This is a genomic window from Wolbachia endosymbiont (group A) of Acrocera orbiculus, assembly GCF_947250015.1.
GTDB classification, from domain to species: domain Bacteria; phylum Pseudomonadota; class Alphaproteobacteria; order Rickettsiales; family Anaplasmataceae; genus Wolbachia; species Wolbachia pipientis.
Window position 1 is genome coordinate 158339 of sequence record NZ_OX366272.1, and the last position, 18936, is coordinate 177274.

17 protein-coding genes and 2 pseudogenes are annotated in these 18936 nt (G+C 36.1%); 10 read left to right on the forward strand and 9 right to left on the reverse strand.

Annotated elements, in window-relative coordinates; all coding sequences use genetic code 11:
• Positions 1 to 47 precede the first annotated feature (47 nt).
• Complete coding sequence (locus OOL03_RS00835; RefSeq protein WP_264707425.1) at positions 48 to 1121, reverse strand: phage portal protein; 1074 nt, start codon at positions 1119 to 1121, stop codon at positions 48 to 50.
• Positions 1118 to 1977 (reverse strand): IS630 family transposase gene (locus tag OOL03_RS00840; RefSeq protein WP_264707019.1). Its coding sequence is split into 2 segments (ribosomal slippage): positions 1118 to 1653 and positions 1653 to 1977, totalling 861 coding nucleotides; the frame shifts between segments, so codons are not numbered across the junction. The genes OOL03_RS00835 and OOL03_RS00840 overlap by 4 nt, the downstream gene beginning before the upstream one ends.
• 27 nt (positions 1978 to 2004) lie before the next feature.
• Between OOL03_RS00840 and OOL03_RS00845 the strand changes: the two are divergent.
• From OOL03_RS00845 to OOL03_RS00870, 6 genes and pseudogenes are all read left to right on the forward strand, one after another.
• Positions 2005 to 3151 (forward strand): annotated as a pseudogene (locus OOL03_RS00845) (transposase).
• Positions 3152 to 3501: 350 nt separating this feature from the next.
• On the forward strand, positions 3502 to 4827 hold the full coding sequence (der, locus tag OOL03_RS00850; protein ID WP_012673406.1) for a ribosome biogenesis GTPase Der: 1326 nt from the start codon (positions 3502 to 3504) through the stop codon (positions 4825 to 4827).
• Positions 4824 to 5345 (forward strand): disulfide bond formation protein B, encoded by a 522-nt coding sequence (locus OOL03_RS00855; protein WP_015589379.1) that lies wholly within the window; start codon positions 4824 to 4826, stop codon positions 5343 to 5345. Before der ends, OOL03_RS00855 begins: the two co-directional genes overlap by 4 nt.
• Positions 5320 to 5862 carry a demethoxyubiquinone hydroxylase family protein gene (locus OOL03_RS00860; protein ID WP_264707426.1) on the forward strand — a complete coding sequence of 181 codons (543 nt, stop codon included), beginning with the start codon at positions 5320 to 5322 and terminating at the stop codon, positions 5860 to 5862. The genes OOL03_RS00855 and OOL03_RS00860 overlap by 26 nt, the downstream gene beginning before the upstream one ends.
• Positions 5863 to 6442: 580 nt before the next feature.
• Positions 6443 to 7423 (forward strand): phospho-N-acetylmuramoyl-pentapeptide-transferase, encoded by a 981-nt coding sequence (gene mraY, locus OOL03_RS00865; RefSeq protein ID WP_065094848.1) that lies wholly within the window; start codon positions 6443 to 6445, stop codon positions 7421 to 7423.
• A gap of 6 nt (positions 7424 to 7429) precedes the next feature.
• Positions 7430 to 8026 carry a ribonuclease HII gene (locus OOL03_RS00870; protein ID WP_015589381.1) on the forward strand — a complete coding sequence of 199 codons (597 nt, stop codon included), beginning with the start codon at positions 7430 to 7432 and terminating at the stop codon, positions 8024 to 8026.
• A gap of 14 nt (positions 8027 to 8040) precedes the next feature.
• Here OOL03_RS00870 and virB9 read toward each other — a convergent pair whose 3' ends face one another.
• From virB9 to OOL03_RS00885, 3 genes are all read right to left on the reverse strand, one after another.
• Positions 8041 to 8826, reverse strand: a complete 786-nt coding sequence (gene virB9, locus OOL03_RS00875; RefSeq protein ID WP_264707427.1) for a P-type conjugative transfer protein VirB9 — start codon at positions 8824 to 8826, stop codon at positions 8041 to 8043.
• Between the two features lie 185 nt (positions 8827 to 9011).
• The gene (gene mlaD, locus OOL03_RS00880) at positions 9012 to 9467 is read right to left on the reverse strand and encodes an outer membrane lipid asymmetry maintenance protein MlaD (protein ID WP_007548591.1); all 456 of its coding nucleotides are present in this window, start codon (positions 9465 to 9467) and stop codon (positions 9012 to 9014) included.
• Between the two features lie 2 nt (positions 9468 to 9469).
• Complete coding sequence (locus OOL03_RS00885) at positions 9470 to 9784, reverse strand: NADH-ubiquinone oxidoreductase subunit NDUFA12 family protein (RefSeq protein WP_007548590.1); 315 nt, start codon at positions 9782 to 9784, stop codon at positions 9470 to 9472.
• A gap of 64 nt (positions 9785 to 9848) precedes the next feature.
• On the opposite strand from OOL03_RS00885, the gene OOL03_RS00890 reads away from it, so the two are divergent.
• The 3 genes from OOL03_RS00890 to purF are packed head-to-tail and all read left to right on the forward strand — an operon-like array spanning position 9849 to position 13875.
• The gene (locus OOL03_RS00890; protein WP_250294989.1) at positions 9849 to 11315 is read left to right on the forward strand and encodes a proton-conducting transporter transmembrane domain-containing protein; all 1467 of its coding nucleotides are present in this window, start codon (positions 9849 to 9851) and stop codon (positions 11313 to 11315) included.
• A gap of 45 nt (positions 11316 to 11360) precedes the next feature.
• Positions 11361 to 12464 (forward strand): rod shape-determining protein RodA, encoded by a 1104-nt coding sequence (rodA, locus tag OOL03_RS00895; RefSeq protein WP_264707428.1) that lies wholly within the window; start codon positions 11361 to 11363, stop codon positions 12462 to 12464.
• Between the two features lie 25 nt (positions 12465 to 12489).
• On the forward strand, positions 12490 to 13875 hold the full coding sequence (gene purF, locus OOL03_RS00900) for an amidophosphoribosyltransferase (protein ID WP_264705329.1): 1386 nt from the start codon (positions 12490 to 12492) through the stop codon (positions 13873 to 13875).
• Between the two features lie 19 nt (positions 13876 to 13894).
• Here purF and OOL03_RS00905 read toward each other — a convergent pair whose 3' ends face one another.
• From OOL03_RS00905 to ruvA, 4 genes are all read right to left on the reverse strand, one after another.
• Positions 13895 to 14404: a DNA-3-methyladenine glycosylase gene (locus OOL03_RS00905; protein WP_264705328.1), complete on the reverse strand. Its 510-nt coding sequence runs from the start codon at positions 14402 to 14404 to the stop codon at positions 13895 to 13897.
• A gap of 60 nt (positions 14405 to 14464) precedes the next feature.
• Positions 14465 to 15337 carry a hypothetical protein gene (locus OOL03_RS00910; protein ID WP_264707429.1) on the reverse strand — a complete coding sequence of 291 codons (873 nt, stop codon included), beginning with the start codon at positions 15335 to 15337 and terminating at the stop codon, positions 14465 to 14467.
• Positions 15338 to 15414: 77 nt separating this feature from the next.
• Positions 15415 to 16395 carry a Holliday junction branch migration DNA helicase RuvB gene (ruvB, locus tag OOL03_RS00915; RefSeq protein WP_010963048.1) on the reverse strand — a complete coding sequence of 327 codons (981 nt, stop codon included), beginning with the start codon at positions 16393 to 16395 and terminating at the stop codon, positions 15415 to 15417.
• Positions 16392 to 16973, reverse strand: a complete 582-nt coding sequence (ruvA, locus tag OOL03_RS00920; protein ID WP_264338838.1) for a Holliday junction branch migration protein RuvA — start codon at positions 16971 to 16973, stop codon at positions 16392 to 16394. Before ruvA ends, ruvB begins: the two co-directional genes overlap by 4 nt.
• Positions 16974 to 17774: 801 nt before the next feature.
• On the opposite strand from ruvA, the pseudogene OOL03_RS00925 reads away from it, so the two are divergent.
• Positions 17775 to 18474: pseudogene (locus tag OOL03_RS00925) on the forward strand (IS5 family transposase); the annotation flags it as partial.
• Positions 18475 to 18936 lie beyond the last annotated feature (462 nt).

Below are 18936 nucleotides of genomic sequence, written 5' to 3' on the forward strand. Positions count from 1 at the left end.
AGGCGTACGGTTTAGGGGACAATAAACTCATCTGAACGGATACAAACTTAACCTAACTCATCACCACCTGGCAGTGGTGGCAAGCCAAATGCTTCTCTCTTTTCGTTGAGCGTCATGAAGCTTGCGTTTTCTACGTATTTCCACAACTTTTGTCTTTTTTCCATGAGAATTTCTATTGCATCTTTGTCATACGACAAGCACAGATCTTCACCAAATCTTGGTATCAGCCAAGAATTCAGGTGACAGATAATATTTTCTAGCGTTGGTAAAACCGTCTGCTCCCAGAGGGATAAGCGTGCTTCGACTAAATTGCTATAAGTGTTATCACCCGGTATGCCAAGCAATTGCGGTGGAACGCCAAAAGCTAGCGCAATATCACGAGCTGAGCTGTGTTTGGACTCAATAAAATCCATATCCCTTGGCGATAAGCTCATTTCTTTCCACTCCAAGCCTCCTTCAAGCAATATCGGTCTTCCAGCGTTTATAGAACCTGAATAATGATCATTTATCTGCGCTTTTAAGCGTTGGTACTGCTCTTGACTTAAACTTCCACCACTTCCATCTTTTGCTGATTTTACAACTATTGCACCACTTGGTCTTGCCCCATTTTGCAACATCGCTTGATTCCAAGCACCCGCCTGATTATGTTGATCTATGCTATATGCAGCTGCCTCAATTGGTGATAACCCATACCAATCATTCAAAGGATTAAAGGTCTTTAAGTGCAACACTGCTGAACATCCAGTTAGTTTATCAACTTTAAAGTCATAACTGTTGTTATTTATGGTATAACGATAGATATAAGGAACGTTATTTCTCCCTGGAACAATTTCAACCCTATCTGGGCGCAGAAGATAAAGCTCTGTTGGTGGTTTTCTACTATTCTGTGACTCAATCATCAATATATAAGAATTGCCGTTAACTAACCGATAAGTTACAATCCCCTCAATAAATTCCGATTTTGATGTCATTGGATTAGGAGAATAAAGTAATTTCAGTAATGGATGGGCTTTTAATTGCGATTTTCCCTGTTCAGTAAGCTGGCAGAGAGTAAAAGGTACCGAAGATGCAGCACTTGCAATCATATTATAGCATTTCTCATAATAGTCCAAACAGGTCATAGGAAGGCAGAATCAACAGCACGAAGAAAGGATTCGAATAGAGGAATGTTTTTCCTGGCTCTGTTTTTTATAGCAAACCAATGATGCTCAATTTTGTTGAAATCTGGAGAATAAGGCGGCAGATACAAAATTTCTGCACCAACCCCTTTAGCAAGCTCGATAATCTTATCAGACTTATGAAAAGTAGCATTGTCAAGAATGACAGTCTGTCCAGGTTCCAAGATCGGTGTCAAAAATTGCTCAAACCATCCATTAAAAACATCCATATTACAGTGGCCTTCAAAGGTTAACGGAACAACTATCTTTCTTCCACTTAAGGCTGCAACCATACTGATTCGTTGAGTTTTCTTTCCAGATTTTAAGGCATAAAACCGCCGTCCTTTCTGGCAATATCCGTAGGGGTAGTCTTCGGTGTTATCAATGCCAGACTCATCTATATACACTAAGTTTTTAGGTTCTTTTGTCGCTATAATTTTCAAAAATTCAGCACGTTTTTCTTCGTTTCTTTCCTTGTATCCATATGTCTTTTTTTGCGCGTAAATCCAATTTTTTTAAGGGCTCGATAGATCGTTTGGATACTAACGTTGTTCCAAAGTTTAGCCATTTCCGATAGAGTCTTTCCTCCGTGTTCTCTGGCAAATTTGGCAAAGGTATCCCAGTCGGTAATTTTGTGATTGTAACCCCCATTTCCAAGTTTTTTTGATTGAAAGTCTCCTGTTTCTTTTCTTCTTTGCTGCCACTCCCATAAAGTAGTTCGTCCAATCTTAAATCTTGCTGCCACTGTTTCTCTGCTTTCTCCTTCGTCTAGCGCTTCCATTGCTTTTTTTCTTAAATCATAACTATATGCTGCTGGCATTCAACCTCCTTATCATCATCTATCCTTATCCTATCACATCCGGACTTTTATCGAAAGAGCTATAAAAATATAATATACTCGAAAACTTTTCAGAAAATCCATTGTGTTGAGTTTTACACGAACAAGAAAACTTCCTTTTTCGAAAGTATTTTCTATGATTTTAAAGTTAGTTAAAAAAAGTTTGGGAATAGAATGTGAACTTATGGAGCCATTGACATGTACCCTCAAAGCAAGCTTTTTCTAAAGCAAGGTATAAGATTTGCCATACAGGCTTTCAAGAATTTAAGCATCCAAACAGCCTATCAGGATGAACCTGAGTTGGAGAGGCTATAGACTTATTGCAGCAGATGGTTCTGGTATGAGATTACCCAGCTCTGGGGAAATTGTATCCGAGTTTGAACCAAATGGAACAACAGGCACCATTGGCAATTTGTTTGTTGATTTGTGTACTTCATTGATTTGCAGTGCTCGTCTTGCAGCTTGGAATATAGGTGAACAAACGTTGGCGGCAGAGCAATTACCCGAAGTTATCACTCAAATGCGTTTATTAAATCAAGAGAAATTATTATTTATCTATGATCGTCTTCAGTAAAATTCATTCAGCAGCATTATGATTTGGAAGTAGATTTTATTTTTCGCTTGCAAAAAAGAAATTATAGTAAGCTATGGGAACGCTGGCGAATTAGATTTTGATTTTATATTAGAAAATGAAAAGCTAAAAAATAAAATGAAAGGACAGAAAGTAAGAGTTATAGTGCTGACATTAGCCAACTGAGAAACAGAGTTTTTGACCGAGACTTTGGAGCAAAGCTTATGTGTTAAGGTGGCACATAGAGGAGTGCTATAAACGACTCAAAGTAGGAGCAGAGTTAGAGAATTTTTCTGGAGAGGCTGTATTACAAGAATTTTGGGCAAACTTGGTCATGTGCAATATATTATCGCTTCATATATGTGATGCACAAGGGCCTTGGAACCCAGATCAAATTACTGAGTATCGTTTAAATTTTTCAGTTTTATTTAGTGTAATGAGACAGAAACTCTATCAGGTACTTATTGCGCCAAAAAACTTTCAAGCCCTTTTTAAGTATACGTGCTAAAGTTAAAATCCGACCGGGACAGCCGCAATAAAGTAGATAAGCCTAAACGCCATCATGTCTTTAGGAGAGTTTGCTAATGAAAATTCTTAAGTTGACGTCATTGACTGTTCCGATTCGTTATATGACATAAGAGCATCATATATTTCATGCAATGTATTTGAGATGTTTTTTTCCATATGTTGATTAATATGCCCATATATTGTCGTCTCTTCCGAACACTCTGTATCTTTATGTATATGATTTTGTTGCTTTAATTCTTCTCTATCTACACTCTCTATTTGCTCTGACACTAGTATAACTACCTCATATTTTACATAACGAAATAAAAAAATTCTAACTGTAGTATGCTTATATAATCTACGAAGTCAATAGTTAAATTGAAAAGTTTCGGTTATAATTTACTTCATATAGAACATGCCCTTGAATTATGCTAAAAATTGCCATAGTAGGCCTACCAAATGCTGGAAAATCGACCCTATTCAACAGATTAGTAGGAAGAAAAGCAGCAGTAGTGAGTAACATTCCAGGAGTGACAAGGGATAGGCGAGAGGGAATGGGGAGAATTAGCGATTTGGAGTTTAAAGTTATAGATACAGGAGGATGGAACGACCAAACTAGTTTTTCACTGCAAGTTATTGAGCAAATAGAGTTTTCTTTATCCAGTTCAAACATAATTTTCTTTCTTGTTGACGCAAAAGTGCAAAATGAGCGAAATAAAGAGTTTGCAAAGTGGCTGAAGAGAAAAATAAATAAACCTGTGATACTGATAGCAAATAAATGCGAGAGTCATAAATCCGAAAATGTTGATTATTTGCAGTTTTTTGATTTTCTTGGCCCGGTGTATATCTCTGCCGAGCATAATCTTGGCATGGTTGATCTTTATGATGCATTAGCTGGTGTTATTGAAAATTTTAACGAGAACACTGAGTTACCTAACAATGAACTGAGTAGGCTGAGGATCGCGATCATCGGCCGTCCGAATGTTGGAAAATCAACTTTTTTAAATGGTTTACTTGCAGAAAACAGACTAATAACAAGTTCAGAGCCAGGTACCACACGTGATTCTGTGGATATTACATATGATCATGATGGAGAGTTAATTACTCTAATTGACACTGCCGGAATCCGCAGAAAGGCGAATGTTGTAGATGGCTTAGAATCAAGATTTGTTGAGAAAAGCATGGAATCAATCAAGCGCTCTCATGTGGTAGTTTTAATGCTAGACTCCCTAGTTGGTATTGAGCAGCAGGATTTATCAATTGGTGAAGCTGCAATTAAGGGAGGGAAAGGGATTATTGTTGTTTTAAATAAGTGGGATTTAATAGGTAAGGATGACAGAAGCAGGTTAATAAAATTTGTCAAACAACAGGAAGTAACCAGGTTATTCTTGGAAGTGCCAACTATAACAATTTCTGCGTTAAAAGGCATGCGCTGCGGTGATGTGATAGATAAGTGTCTTGAAGTGAGTGAATCCTTGAACAAGAAGATCAGCACTGCAAAACTGAATAAGTGGCTCATAGATGCTGTAGGAAAACATTCTCACCCTCTTGTAAAAGGCAAAGCAGTTAAAATGAAGTATATCGCTCAAATTGGTACTAAACCTCCAGCTTTTTCTTTGATATGTAACATACCTGAAAGTGTTGATGAAAGTTACAAACGCTATTTAATTAACGATCTCAGAAAAAATTTCTTTGCAGACGGTGTGCCAGTTAGATTGCTTTTGAAAAAAAATAAAAATCCCTATGTAAAATGAATACTCTGCTTTATACTTTCAGGGATAATTTACTTAAAGTTATGTGTAATAATTCCAGAATTCCTGCAATCTTTCTGCTGTCGAGTGCCGCTGCTCTAATTTTTGCATATGTGCTAGAATATTTTTTCAACATGCTGCCATGCAAGTTATGTACATACGAGCGAATAGTTTACTATATCGCCGGATTACTTGCAGTAGCGTGCATGCTTAAAGACAACAAAATTCTAATCTATGCAATGTTTTGCAGCTACCTCATAGGTGCAGTAATATCTTTTTATCATATAGGTCTTGAACTCCACTTATTTCATGATGTTTTAGGTTGTACAGAGCAAGCAAGTGGTAACGTTAGTATAGAAGAGCTCAGAAATAATCTACTAAATCCTAATTACTCTCCATCTTGTGACAGACCTCATTACGTTCTAGGTGTTTCCTTAGCAACATGGAATCTAATTTATCTCATAGTAGCTCTGTTCGTATCAGGTAAGGTGTATTGTGGAGAAAGAAAGAAATCTAAATAATTTAAGGTACAGCAACAATCAGTTCTTGCAACAGGCAATTAGAGTAGATCACGCTGGAGAATATGGAGCTATTTGCATTTATTCTGGTCAAAAATTTATTCTTAAGAAATCTTCTATAATCAATGAAATAATTGAAATGGAAGAGCAGGAAAAAAAGCATTTTCACTATTTTAATGAGAAAATCAAAGAGCAAAAAGTTCGTCCTACTGTTTTGTTGCCTGTTTGGCGTGTTTTAGGAGGGTCGCTTGGCGTTGCAACTGCCATTATGGGCAAAAAAGCTGCTATGGCTTGCACTGCTGCAGTTGAAGAAGTTATCGGGGAGCACTACAAAGAGCAAGTTTCACATTTAGAAGATGGGGAATTAAGAGAAACTATAAGTAAATTTCGCGACGAGGAGTTAGAGCACAAAGATATTGCAATTCAGCGCAATGCTGAAAGCGCATTTGGCTACAACATTTTATCATCATTCATAAAAACAGGCTGCAAAACTGCTATTTACTTGTCTAAGTTAATTTAACTAAGCAGCTTTCTTAAAGTGTTTTAAATGTTCTGATAACAACAGAAACCAGGAAGGAATTCAAGTGTAACAATTATTTTATAACTATATTTACATATCACCATTATTAATAAATAATTAGTATTTGTAAATTAAATACATCTAAAGTATAGACTGCAAAGGAGGCAAAAGTGCGTTTTAATTTAGAAGAGGGAAATGCTCTTATGTAATACCTGCCACAGGTTCACAACTGTACGAACATTCATTTTTGAAGGTAAATTGCACAGCAAATGGTGTCATTCCAGTCTGGAATCCAGAAATTTTGCTTATAACTGAGCTGATAAGCTAAAGGTAATTGTCTTACACTAAAACAAACGTTTTTAATTAAGTTGCATAGAACCAGTGTCTGGGCACTGGGATGACACCCCACTGGTGGTCCAAACTACAACGTTCGTACAGTTGTGGATTCCAGACTGGGATGACACCCTACTGATGGGCCCAAATCACAATGTTCGTACAGTTGTGGGTCAGGCTATAGGATGACAGAAGTTGACTTTATTAGCTATAGGTGGTATGACACTTAGTCAATTTAAGTAAGCAGATGATCTTAGCTACAAAAGTATTTTTTACCTCATTTGTTTTTGGGTTTATTCTTTTTCCCTATTTTATAAAGCTTCTAAAAAAAATAAGCAAAGATGGGCAACCAATTAGATCATGTGGACCAGAAAGTCATTTAATAACAAAAAAGAATGTACCACCTATGGGCGGAATAATAATACTGATTTCTTCTTTATTACCAATTTTACTCTGGGCTCAGTTAACACCAGAAATTTTGCTGCTGATATTGATAACTCTATTTTTTGCTCTACTTGGATTTATTGATGATTATTTAAAATTGAAGACAAATCACTATCGAGGTTTAAGTGCAAAAACCAAAATACTTATTCAGTTTATTGTTGCTCTGGTTGGTGTGTTTATACTTAAGCTATACTCTGCTGAAGGTTTTACAAAAACGTCCCTATTTAAAGGAGTAATAATAGATTTTGGCTATCTATATGTTCCGTTTGCTGCGTTTGTAATTGTCGGCTCTTCTAATGCTGTGAATCTCACAGATGGTTTGGATGGCCTTGCTGCAACTCAAGTTATCACTTCCTTTGCTTTTTTGGGGCTAATTGCATATATAACTCAGGCAGATATGAATATTACTTTATTCTGCATTGCATTTATAGGAGCTATTCTAAGTTTCTTGTGGTTTAACACACATCCAGCAAAAATATTTATGGGTGATGTTGGTAGCTTGTCGGTAGGTGCGGCTTTAGGGTTAACTAGTGTCCTAATTAAAAGAGAAATGCTTTTTGCCATTATTGGAATAATCTTTGTAATAGAGACTCTATCTGTTATTATTCAGATATCATATTTTAAATATACAAAGTTTAAATATGGAGAAGGAAAAAGAGTTTTTCTTATGGCACCAATACATCATCACTTTGAGAAGAAGGGATGGTCAGAAAATGCAATCGTTATGAAATTTTGGATAATTTCTATTATCTGTTCAGTTTTTACTATAACTTTCTTATTATAAAAACCTATGAAATACCCAGACTTTACATTAGAAAATAAATTATCAGGAGTGATAGCAGGAGTGGATGAAGTTGGAAGAGGTCCGCTAGCTGGTCCAGTAATATCCGCAGCCGTAGTGTTTATTGATAGAAATACAATTATTGATGGAATCAACGACTCGAAAAAGTTGACTCCTCAATGTAGGCAAGTCCTATATGAAAAAATAATATCCGTTGCAAAATTTGGTATAGGAATGGCAAGCGTAGAAGAGATAAATTCATACAATATCTTGCAAGCAACAAAACTTTCAATGAAACGTGCGTTGATAGACTTGGACCTAGAGTTAGATTATGTGCTAGTTGATGGTAATCAACCACCTGAAGTGAAATGGCAAGTGAAATCCATAGTAAATGGTGATAATTTGAGTACATCAATTGCAGCAGCTTCAATCGTTGCAAAAGTTACGAGAGATCGGCTTATGCAAGAATTGCACAATAAGCATCCTGAATATAATTGGTATAAAAATAAAGGATATGGGACAAAAGAGCACCTTAACGCTATTGGCCTTTATGGAATTACAGAACATCATAGAAAAAATTTTGCACCCATATCTCGGGCATTATAGCCTTTAGATAGTAATCACTTACCTTTTTTGAAAGGCATGTTTTCATTAAATAGGCAAACTGTACTCGATCCATTCCTTAAGGTAAACACTGAACTTACCCTTTCGATTATCAGATAGTTGTCAACTGTACGGCAATTTACTAAAGACTCATATCCTGCAGAATCAACCATAAAAACTGCCGGGAAATCAGAGTTTATTTTATTGAATTGTAGATATGTAAATTTTCCATCATCAAAAACCTTGATTGGTATTATTGACTGACTGCCTTTAACGTGCGAGATGGAATAATTAAAATTTAAACCCTTCTTTACAACTTCAATATCGTTTATATCAGGAATAATGGTATGACTAGCTTGTTCGAGGATATCACCGTTATTTGTTGTGTAAATCTCATCACTGCTAAATAGTGGATAAAGAAACCTTACTTCATATGCTAATCTTGGATCATCTAGTCCAGTTGCTTCTTCAGCATGAAGTTCAAAGTAATAAACTCTTTTATTGGTAATTATAGTTGCGTTAGTATCGGCAATATCATCTATAGGCTTAATAAACAATCTGTTACCTTGAGGAAGGAGTTGCCAACCAGTTGAATCACCCATTGAAAGGTTTTGTATTACCTCCCCTGGTTCAAACAATATACTGGACTGATAACCATAAAAACCCGTATACTTATGTATAGCCTGTGGGTTATAATTTATTACCTTTATGTGATTATCTCCAGCTATTGAACGTGGCTCCTGTTTTGCAAGTGCATCACTACCACAGAGGAACAATAGTACGGCAAACAGTAAACCAATCATAATATCAAAATGAATTAATCTTCATTTTATCATTAATAGACATGCACTGCAACTGTTAAGGCACTTTCTATACTATAAACCCCAAAGCAAGCGGTAGAAAAGGCAAGAAATAAGGCAAACTCCTTAAATACTTTAGAACTACAGGAGGCTTCACCTGAACGGGTACACTTGGAATCCTGCCATTTTCACTTCGTAAACATACCAAGAATTCTGTCCATTATTCCACCCATGTTTGCTTCAGCTTGAGTATACTCTATTTTACCACCATGCAAGATTAGTTTAATATCTGATCCAGGTGATATATTAACAAATTTACTGCCAACAACTCCACTGCTAGTGATCAGAGCTGAACTATCAATTGGCAATTTTATGTCTTTGCTTATACACATATCGATTCGTGCTACGTAGGTAGCTTTGTCAAGTGATACACCAGTTATGCTTCCAACATCTACACCAGAGATCTTGACACTATCACCAACTCCTATACCGTTAGCGTTAGCAAAAAGACCATATATTTTATAGCAATCCTTATAGTTTTTCTTTATGTAAGATAGCTTATCAATAGCAAAGAAAATCAGAAAAATAGTAAAAATTAATACAAATAATCCAGCGGTTATTTCAAGTATATTTGACCTTCGCATCTTTAGTTATCAGGACTCCAGCTTTTATAGTAATTTTTCACTTTTTGGTTTGGATAGTATGCATCTTTTGTACCCGTTAAATTAGGAGTATGTTTTACTTTTCTTTTTTTATTATTAACTGGTACTACATTATCAGTATAGTGAAGCCATATATGCCATTCCGGAGGCACTGTTGTAGGCTCAGAAACACTGCTATACATAACCCACCTTTTTCCTTTACTTGATTCATAGTAAGAATTTCCATTTTCATCTCTTCCTACAAATTTATCTTCTCTTCGTAATAGGCGTTTTATTGCATTACAAATTTTAGATAACATAAGGGTATTAAAACAAAAAGTATTATATATACTAATACTTTAACGATATATTAACAACAATTTAATGCAATTACCAATTTTACAAGTTATTATCCCAATAATTGCATCAATGTTTTGCTTTCTTGCCAAGAAACACAAGGTATCTTGGTTTATTTCTTTTATTGCAACAACAATCACTCTTATCATTTCATCAATACTACTCATTAAAACATATAAAGGCGAAATTATAACTTATCACCTTGGGGATTGGGCTCCCCCGTACGGCATAGAGTTAAGAATCGACGTGTTGAACTCCTTGATTCTAACTTTGGTGAATTTTATAGCGCTGATTAGCGTGCTTTATAGCTTTTATATTAACGAAAAAGAAATTAGCAAAAACAAAATCACTGGTTTTTACTCTCTATTTCTACTGTGCTTAAGCGGACTGTTCGGGATTCTAGTAACAAACGACATATTTAACCTTTACGTTTTCTTGGAAATTTCATCTCTTTCTTCTTATGTATTAGTTTCAATGGGAAGGGATAAAAAAGCCTTGGTTGCAGCATTTGAATATCTAATTAGTGGCACTATAGGGGCAACGTTTTACTTGTTTGGCATCGGGCTCTTGTATTCAATGACTGGAACACTCAATATGTCTGACATGGCTGAAAGAATAGTTCCATTATACGATAACAACATCATAAAACTTGGCACATTGTTCATTTTTGTTGGTCTCTCAATTAAAATGGCACTGTTTCCATTAAGCAGGTGGCTGGTTAATGCATATAGTGAGGCGCCAAGTTTCATTAGCATATTCTTTTCAGGCACAGTAACTAAAGTGATGATATATGTTTTCATCAGAATCTTTTATACTGTTTTTCATCAAAATTTTTTCTTATTTAAGCCGCTACTGGACAATGTGATAATTATCCTCGCACTTTGCGCTATTGTATTTGGGTCGATATTTGCAATAACTGCAAAAGACATAAAAAGACTGTTTGCTCACTCTAGTATTAGCCAAATTGGTTATATAATTTTAGCACTGAGTTTTAACTCAAAAACAGGTGTATTTGCAGCAATTCTTCACATAGTAAACCACAGCATAATAAAAACATCTTTATTCATGGCTGCAGGATGTATTTCTTACAAATTTGATACAACAAAAATAGAGAATTTATCGGGACTCAAGAAATCAATGCCTTATACAGCACTTGCGTTCACTCTACTAAGTTGTGCATTAATCGGTGTGCCTTTAACAAATGGCTTTGTAAGCAAGTGGTATATAATGAAAGCAATTATCGAATCTCATGCGTGGATTTCCCTTGTAACATTTGCTGCTGGCTCTTTCCTTGCATTGATATATATGTGGAAGATGGTAGAAAAAATGTATTTTGAAAATAGTGCAGCATCAAGCGCTGGAATGACACTAGGCAAAATTAACGATGTGCCATTTCCTATGCTTTTCTGTCTATTGTTTATGGCAGCTTTAACAGTAGTAACTGGAATATATAGCACTCCAATTCGGTTAGTAGTTGAGAAGTTGGTTTTTTGATTTTTATCTTTGTTTCATATTTTACTATACTTTAAGGTTATAAGTGTGGATAGGCTGAAGAAGATTCATTGGTTATTAATCATTAACGTGATAGCGCTGTTTTGCGTTGGCATTGCTGTTCAATACTCTTCTGCTGGAGGAAAGTGGGTGCCATTTGCGATTCACCAACTGGTCATATTCTCCTTCTTTTTCCTACTCGCTATAGCTATGTCATTCATAGAGCTAGATTTTTATTTGAAGCACGCCTACTTTTTTCATATAGCAGCAGTGATTTCGCTATTAGTAGTGAATTTTTTTGGCTCACACATAATGGGTGCAACAAGGTGGATAAGAATTGGATCAATTAGTTTGCAACCATCAGAATTTGCAAAAGTAGGCTTAATACTTGCGCTTGCTCGCTATTTTGATAAGCAGAGTGTATATAAAATGATGGAATTTAAAAGATTGCTTAAGGCACTTATAATTATTTTCTTACCCGTGTTCTTGGTGTTAAAGCAACCTAATTTAGGCACAGCTGTGATAATGTTATTTATAGGGATATCAATTATATTCACAGCAATAATAAAAAGATCTCATTCGGTAATATGTGGAACGCTTGGCATTTTTGCAGTACCGGCTATTTGGCCTTTTTTACGTCCTTATCACAAGCAAAGGATATTGTCGTTTTTGGATTCATCAGTGGATCCACTTGGAATAGGTTATAATGCGCAGCAATCTCAGATAGCTATTGGTTCAGGAGGTTTGCTTGGTAAGGGCTTTGTTAACGGAAGTCAAACTCAACTTGGATTTTTGCCGGAGAAACGTACAGATTTTGCTTTTGCAGTGTTGAGTGAGGAATGGGGATTTTTAGGTAGCATGGCTTTAATTTTGCTTTATACCTCATTACTTGGCATAATTTTCTCTATCGCTTATAGGTCGAAAAATTATTTTTCTAAGTCGGTATCTATCGGCATTTTCGCCTTTTTTAGTGCTCATTTCTTTATAAACATCGGAATGACAATGGGCCTCTTACCTGTGATAGGCGACCCATTGCCATTTCTGTCCTATGGAGGAAGTACAACTGCTGCAAGCTTAATATGCATAGGATTATTGCTGGCAATAAAAGCAGATGAACAACAAAATGCTTGTATTTTACCTATGCTAAAGTAAAATTAAATTTTACTTAATAGTTTTTATGCTAGATGAAATGCGTGAGGAATGTGGGGTATTTGGCATAAGTTGCAACCAAAGTGCTGCTTTTAACTCTATACTTGCTCTCCACGCTTTGCAGCATAGAGGTCAAGAGTCTTTTGGCGTAGTAACCAGTAACAACGATAAGCTGCACTCTTATCACTTTCAAGGTCAAGTGAGCAGCGTATTTGATGATATAGATGAAATAAAGAAATCCTTACCTGGAGATTGTGCAATAGGTCATGTTCGATACTCAACAAGTGGTAATAAATTTGGAGTGCAGCCCATGTTTAGCAAAAGTGGCAAATTTGGGGATTTCGCCATAGCACATAATGGTAATTTAATTAATATTTCTCCGATACGCGAACAATTGATTAAACAAGAGTGCGTTTTTCAGTCAGATATTGATACAGAAGTAGTAGTGCATCTGACAGCAAGCGGTGAAAAAGATAGCTTTTTAGAGAGTTTTATATATGCATTAAAGCAAATACAAGGTGCTTATTCTTTTGTTGCAATCAATCAAGAAGTAGTTATTGGAGTACGTGATTCATCTGGAATCAGGCCTCTTGTTTTAGGAAAGTTAAACGGTTCTTACGTTCTTGCATCTGAAACTTGTGCTCTTGATATAATAAATGCAGAGTTTGTTAGAGAAATAGAACCAGGCGAATTAGTTACCATCAGTTCGGGTAGTAAGCTAGCCTCAATGTTTCCTTTCCCACAGCAAAAATCAAGTTTTTGTATTTTTGAATACGTTTATTTTTCAAGACCAGACAGCATAATGGAGAATAGGTCTATATACGATACAAGAAAAGAAATAGGAAGAATACTTGCAGAAGAGAGCCCACCAAAAAACAATGTAGATATGGTTGTACCAATACCTGATTCTGGAATACCTGCAGCTATTGGATATGCAAAGCATTCAGGATTACCTATGGAACTGGGAATAATTCGTAATCATTACATAGGAAGAACTTTTATACAACCAACCGCTGAAGTACGTAAAGTTAGAATAAAATTAAAATTCAATGCTAATAAGCACACTTTGAAAGGTAAAAACATAATTTTAATAGATGATAGTATAGTGCGTGGTAGTACGTTAACAAATATAATAGTTATGCTAAAGGATGCAGGAGTAAAAGAGATTCACCTCAAAATTTCAAGCCCACCAATTAAGCATTCTTGTTTTTATGGAATAGATACGCCAGAGTGCAAAGATTTAATTGCTGCAAATAAATCTGTAGAGGAAATTAAGGAAGTTATAGGAGTAGATAGCCTAGCCTTCTTGAGTATTGATGGACTATATCAGGCTGTTAAAGGAGAGGTGCGTAACAATGCTATACCACAATATTGTGATGCTTGTTTCACTGGTGATTATCCGATTGGCAAATAGTCTACGCAAGGTCTTAAGTTTAGAAAATCTTAAACCGCCAAAATTTCTCTTGGCCTTTACTAATTCCGATTCTCGGAGTGCAAATATAATCTGGTTTGAGGTGGGATTCATAAACACAAAATTCGTGGCTTATAGTAAGGTCCTGTTTGTTATGTTCTTTTGTAATATTTAATCTTTTGCACAATATTCCTGGTCCACCTAAATTTGCTTCAAGTGGTTCAATAAGCTTTAATCCCCGTATTAACACTGCTGCTGGGAACCCTTCTGCTTCTGTTACAATGTTTAAACAGTAGTACATTCCATATATAAAATATACGTACGAAAACCCCGGCACACCAAACATTACTGAGGTTCGATTAGTATAGCCTCTTGCCGCATGACAAGCTGGGTCATTCATTCCTATATAGGCTTCAACTTCGGTTATTATTCCACTAAAGTTAGAAAATTTGAGGACTTTTCCCAATAACTCTCCAGCTACAATTAAAGTTGACCGCTCATAGAAATTTCTTGGTAGTATTATGTTGCTCATTATAAGAGTATAAGTTACTTGCAGATGCAAGCAACTTATACTGAATTTTCACTACTTTACCTATTTTGAAGCAGCAGGAGCTTGATGCTTTTGTGATGCGCCGCTCAAGTCTTCTACATTTGTTGAATGATGCTCCAAAAATTTTACTTCTTCAGAGCTTTGTTGTAATTGTGTTTGTGGCAATTGTGATGCTAACACTTCATGTAAAGGCTTTGCTTCATATTGCCTTCCTACTTTTACTTCTTTATGTGCAGCTAATTGCTCCATAGTAACACCATTACCCTCAATAAGTTCTACGGAGCCATTATCATGAATATGAATATTAATTTTAATATTACATTCCTTTCCTTGAGCATTCCACTTTAAAGTCATTTGATATGACCCATTAGCCACTTCATAAATTCTTGCCCCATCCTTATCAATTTGGCAACGTACCCCCCTTGTTTTTTGGTCAGGTAGTAGCAACGTAACTGTCTTTACATCGTACTTTTTGCACATATTACCACTTAGAATATCATGCAAGTTTACTTCTTTTATATAATCGTTCAGCGCAATTCTTATGACAGGCTTAACACTGTTATCTATATTTTTAGTTTCTCTTAATTTTATAAGCTTTGCATCAATATTTTTAGATATCTCTTCTTCAATTTGTTTAGCAGCTTTGCCTACAATTTCCCGACCATGATATTTGGTCTCCTCAGCAGTATATCTATACATACCATCGCTATTCTTATGAACATGAGGTTTCACTATTACTTTATTAGTAGTATTAGTAGAAGGGTTGTTCTGATCTACAAAGAACCTCTTCCATGTTTCTTCATCATCAAGAGTGACGTACCTACATTTATCCTTATTCGGTATTGACCCAGATACGCTACCAGCAGCAATATTTTGATCAACAATCAAAGATACAGTTTCATTACTATCTAACATATATGCCTCCATTATCCTTAATACACAAATGTCAACATACGAGCATTATCTCAATTAGTCAATATAAATTATGACGTTTAATGTTGAAAGCTCAAATACTCCTTTGCTTGATCGGTTAGAACGCGCCCTCTTGGTGTGCGCTTTACAAAACTAATTTTGATTAAATAAGGTTCTACTGTTTCTTCAATATTGCCAACATCTTCGGATAGCGCAATAGATATGGTGTCAATTCCAACAGGGCCTGAAGTGTTGAATAAAAATCTTAGATAATTCATATCAAGTTTATTGAGTCCCATTTTATCTACACCCAATTTTAGTAATACAGAATCAGCGACTTCATAAGTGATTTTTTTATCATCTTTCACTTCAACAAAATCCCTTATTCTTCTGAGTAACCTCAAAGCAATTCTTGGAGTGCCGCGCGCACGGCAGGCAATTTCCCGTGCTGCATCCTCTTCAATTTCAGCAGAAAGAACTCTTGCGCCTCTTTTTATAATATTAACCAGCTCCTCAAAGGAATAAAACTCAAGATGCAAAGGAATGCCAAAACGATCTCTGAGTGGCGCAGAAAGTAATCCAAGCCGTGTTGTTGCTCCAATTAGCGTAAATGGTGGTAGATCTATCCTTAAAGTGCGAGTAGATGGACCTTCACCTACTAATATGTCCAAGCAAAAATCTTCCATAGCAGTATATAAAACTTCTTCGATGCTGCGATTTAATCTATGGATTTCGTCGATAAATAGAACATCTTTTGCATTTAAAGTGGTAAGCACTGCAGCCAAGTCCCCAGCTTTACTAAGTAAAGGACCAGAAGTTGCGCGAAAGCTAACTCTTAATTCTTTAGAAACAATTTGTGCTAAAGTTGTTTTGCCAAGCCCTGGAGGACCGTACAATAAGACGTGATCTAAAGCTTCAGTTCTCGTCTGTGCAGCGTTTATAAACACTTTTAAATTTTGTATTAAGTCTTTTTGCCCGACAAAATCATCAAGTTGCTCAGGCCTGATGTTAATATTGCGCACATCTTCAGTATATTCTTTACCGCACGATATTGATTTCATAATGTTAAGAGCTCCTTAAGCGCCATGCGAATAATGTCCTTAGTGTCCAGGTTTGACGATTCGTCTTGTATTTTTTTTATCGTATCATAAGCTTTCATTTTTTCATACCCAAGATTGATCAATGCTGAAAGGGCATCTTCATTAATTGGATTAAAGTTATTGTTATTTATTTCTAGTTTACTTACTTTGCCACTCAATTCAGTGATGATTCGATTTATGAGTTTCAAGCCAAGTCCACTCATCTTGAGTGTTACTTTATCTTCATTCATAATTGCCAAAAATAGCTGTTCTGGAGTTAATTTACTCAAAATTGACATTGCAGTTTTATAGCTAACACCGCTTACTTTAACTAGCAACCTCAAGCACTGCTGTTCTTCTTTGCTTATAAAACCATATAGCTGAGTAGTGTTTTCTCTGTTATTTGCATAGGTTTCGATAAGTAATTTGATTCTACTTCCAATTGCACAAGCACTTAAAGTTTTGGCTGAAAGATACACCATATAGCCAACATCATTCACATTCAAGATTATGTGATCGCTGCGCACTTCATCAACTATTCCACTTAGATTTCCTATCATTTTTAGTACTATATAGGGTTCAGTTTAAATACTCCTGGATCTTAGGTCAAGCAAACGAACATTATAACAGGGAAACGTGGCTAAAAAACCACTTGACACCCTTCGCCAGCCCCCTTATCATAAAACTGAAGCTATTTATTTATCTTCTCTGTACAGATTAAATGACAAAAAAACTCAACGTATTTGGCGTCTCATGTTTAATTTTTTGCACTATGTGTACCTTATGTCTTCACACAATATTTCTAGCTATATAAGCTAAAACGCGCTTATAAAGCGTTTAAGACAGTATAGAACGCCGATTTGCAGGATTAGAGAGTGACAACTAGCTAACACGGGGTTTCTTTTGCCTTTTTTTCTGTTTAGTAAATTTCTTAATGTTTATAATTTAGATTAGTTGCGGCTTAAAAGCAACTAAATCGCGGTTATTAAGCGTTTAGAATAAAAAAACGCCATACTTGAAAGTATAATGTAAGTAATTAGCCAACCACGGGGCTTCTTTTGCCTTTTTTTTTATTTGGTAAATTTCTTAATATTTATGGCTAAACGACAATCGTCATCCCGCTACTCGTTAGCGGGATCTATGCTAAGAGATACCGCGAATGAATCGCGCGGTATGACGGTCTGCGGCGGCATGACGATAAGGTTTATACCTTGTCATCCCAGTGCCCAGACACTGGGATCCAGCCTTTTCATAATCATCAAAACGTTGTATTTTAACATAAAACGGCTACTTTTATACTTAGAGGTTGTCCACAAACCAAGGAATACGTAGTATATAAAGAAAGAATATTGAGGTAAGAGATGAGGAAAAAATATCCAACAGATTTAAGTAAAAGGGAATGGGCAAGAATAGAAAAACACTTCAGAGTATCGTACAAGAAAGGAGGAAGGCCACCAAAATACAGTAAGTGTGAGATAGTAAATGCAATTCTTTATATACTGCGCACAGGATGTCAATGGCGCTATTTACCACACGATTTTCCGCCGTGGAAGGCTGTGCATGAACAGTTTAGAAGATGGAAAAAGCAGGGAATTTTTGAGAAAATGAACTATGATATCACTAAATATAGTAGGTCAAAAATGGGAAGCCGAGCGCATGCATAGTGGACAGTCAATCGGTAAAAACCACGGAAAAAGGGGGGTTAAAGGTTATGATGGTGCGAAAAAGGTAAAGGGGAGAAAAAGACATATAATCACAGATACTCAAGGATTTGTGCTTGGTTGCTATGTAGGAGCTGCAAGCGAAAATGACAGAGATGGGGTGAAGATGGCATTGGACAATATGAAGGAAAAATACAGCAATATTAAGAAAATGTGGGCTGATATGGGATACCAAGGAAAAGATTTAAAGGATTACGTAAAGAGAGAATATGGGATAGATATTGAAATTGTCAAAAGGCCTCCATGTAGGTTTTGGGTACATAAAGATACACCACTAGAACTATTGCCACAACGGGATCCTGGATTTTCAGTACAGCCGAGAAGGTGGGGTGCGACCCGAAAGTCGTGATTTTGTGGTGGTTAAATTCCATCTTCCCTAAACATCAGGGATAAAGTATGTCTCACATTTTAGAAAGTGGCAACTTCTGGGATGCAAGCATGAGACAAAAGCAGGTAATACCTAACCTTATGGTAAATCCCTGCGAACAGAGTTGGATAAGGTTACGAAAGGAACTTATGTTTGAATTGTCGTCAGCAGGAATATGCGAAATAAGGTTGATACGCATAGACCAAAATGGTAGAAGCGCAAAGAGGAATCAAGATCCTACCACTTGATTATGGATGTTCTCAGCTTCCGGCAAAAAGTAAGAACCTAAGTCCAACATGAAACAAAATCATGGAACGGAGTAACCGCATAGATGCTCTTATATTTATTTAGATATAAGCAGGTAGCCAACCGTAAGCTTCTATGTGGAAGGATTGTTTAAGAAGCTAACGCCCAAAGTAATATTTGGGATATGCA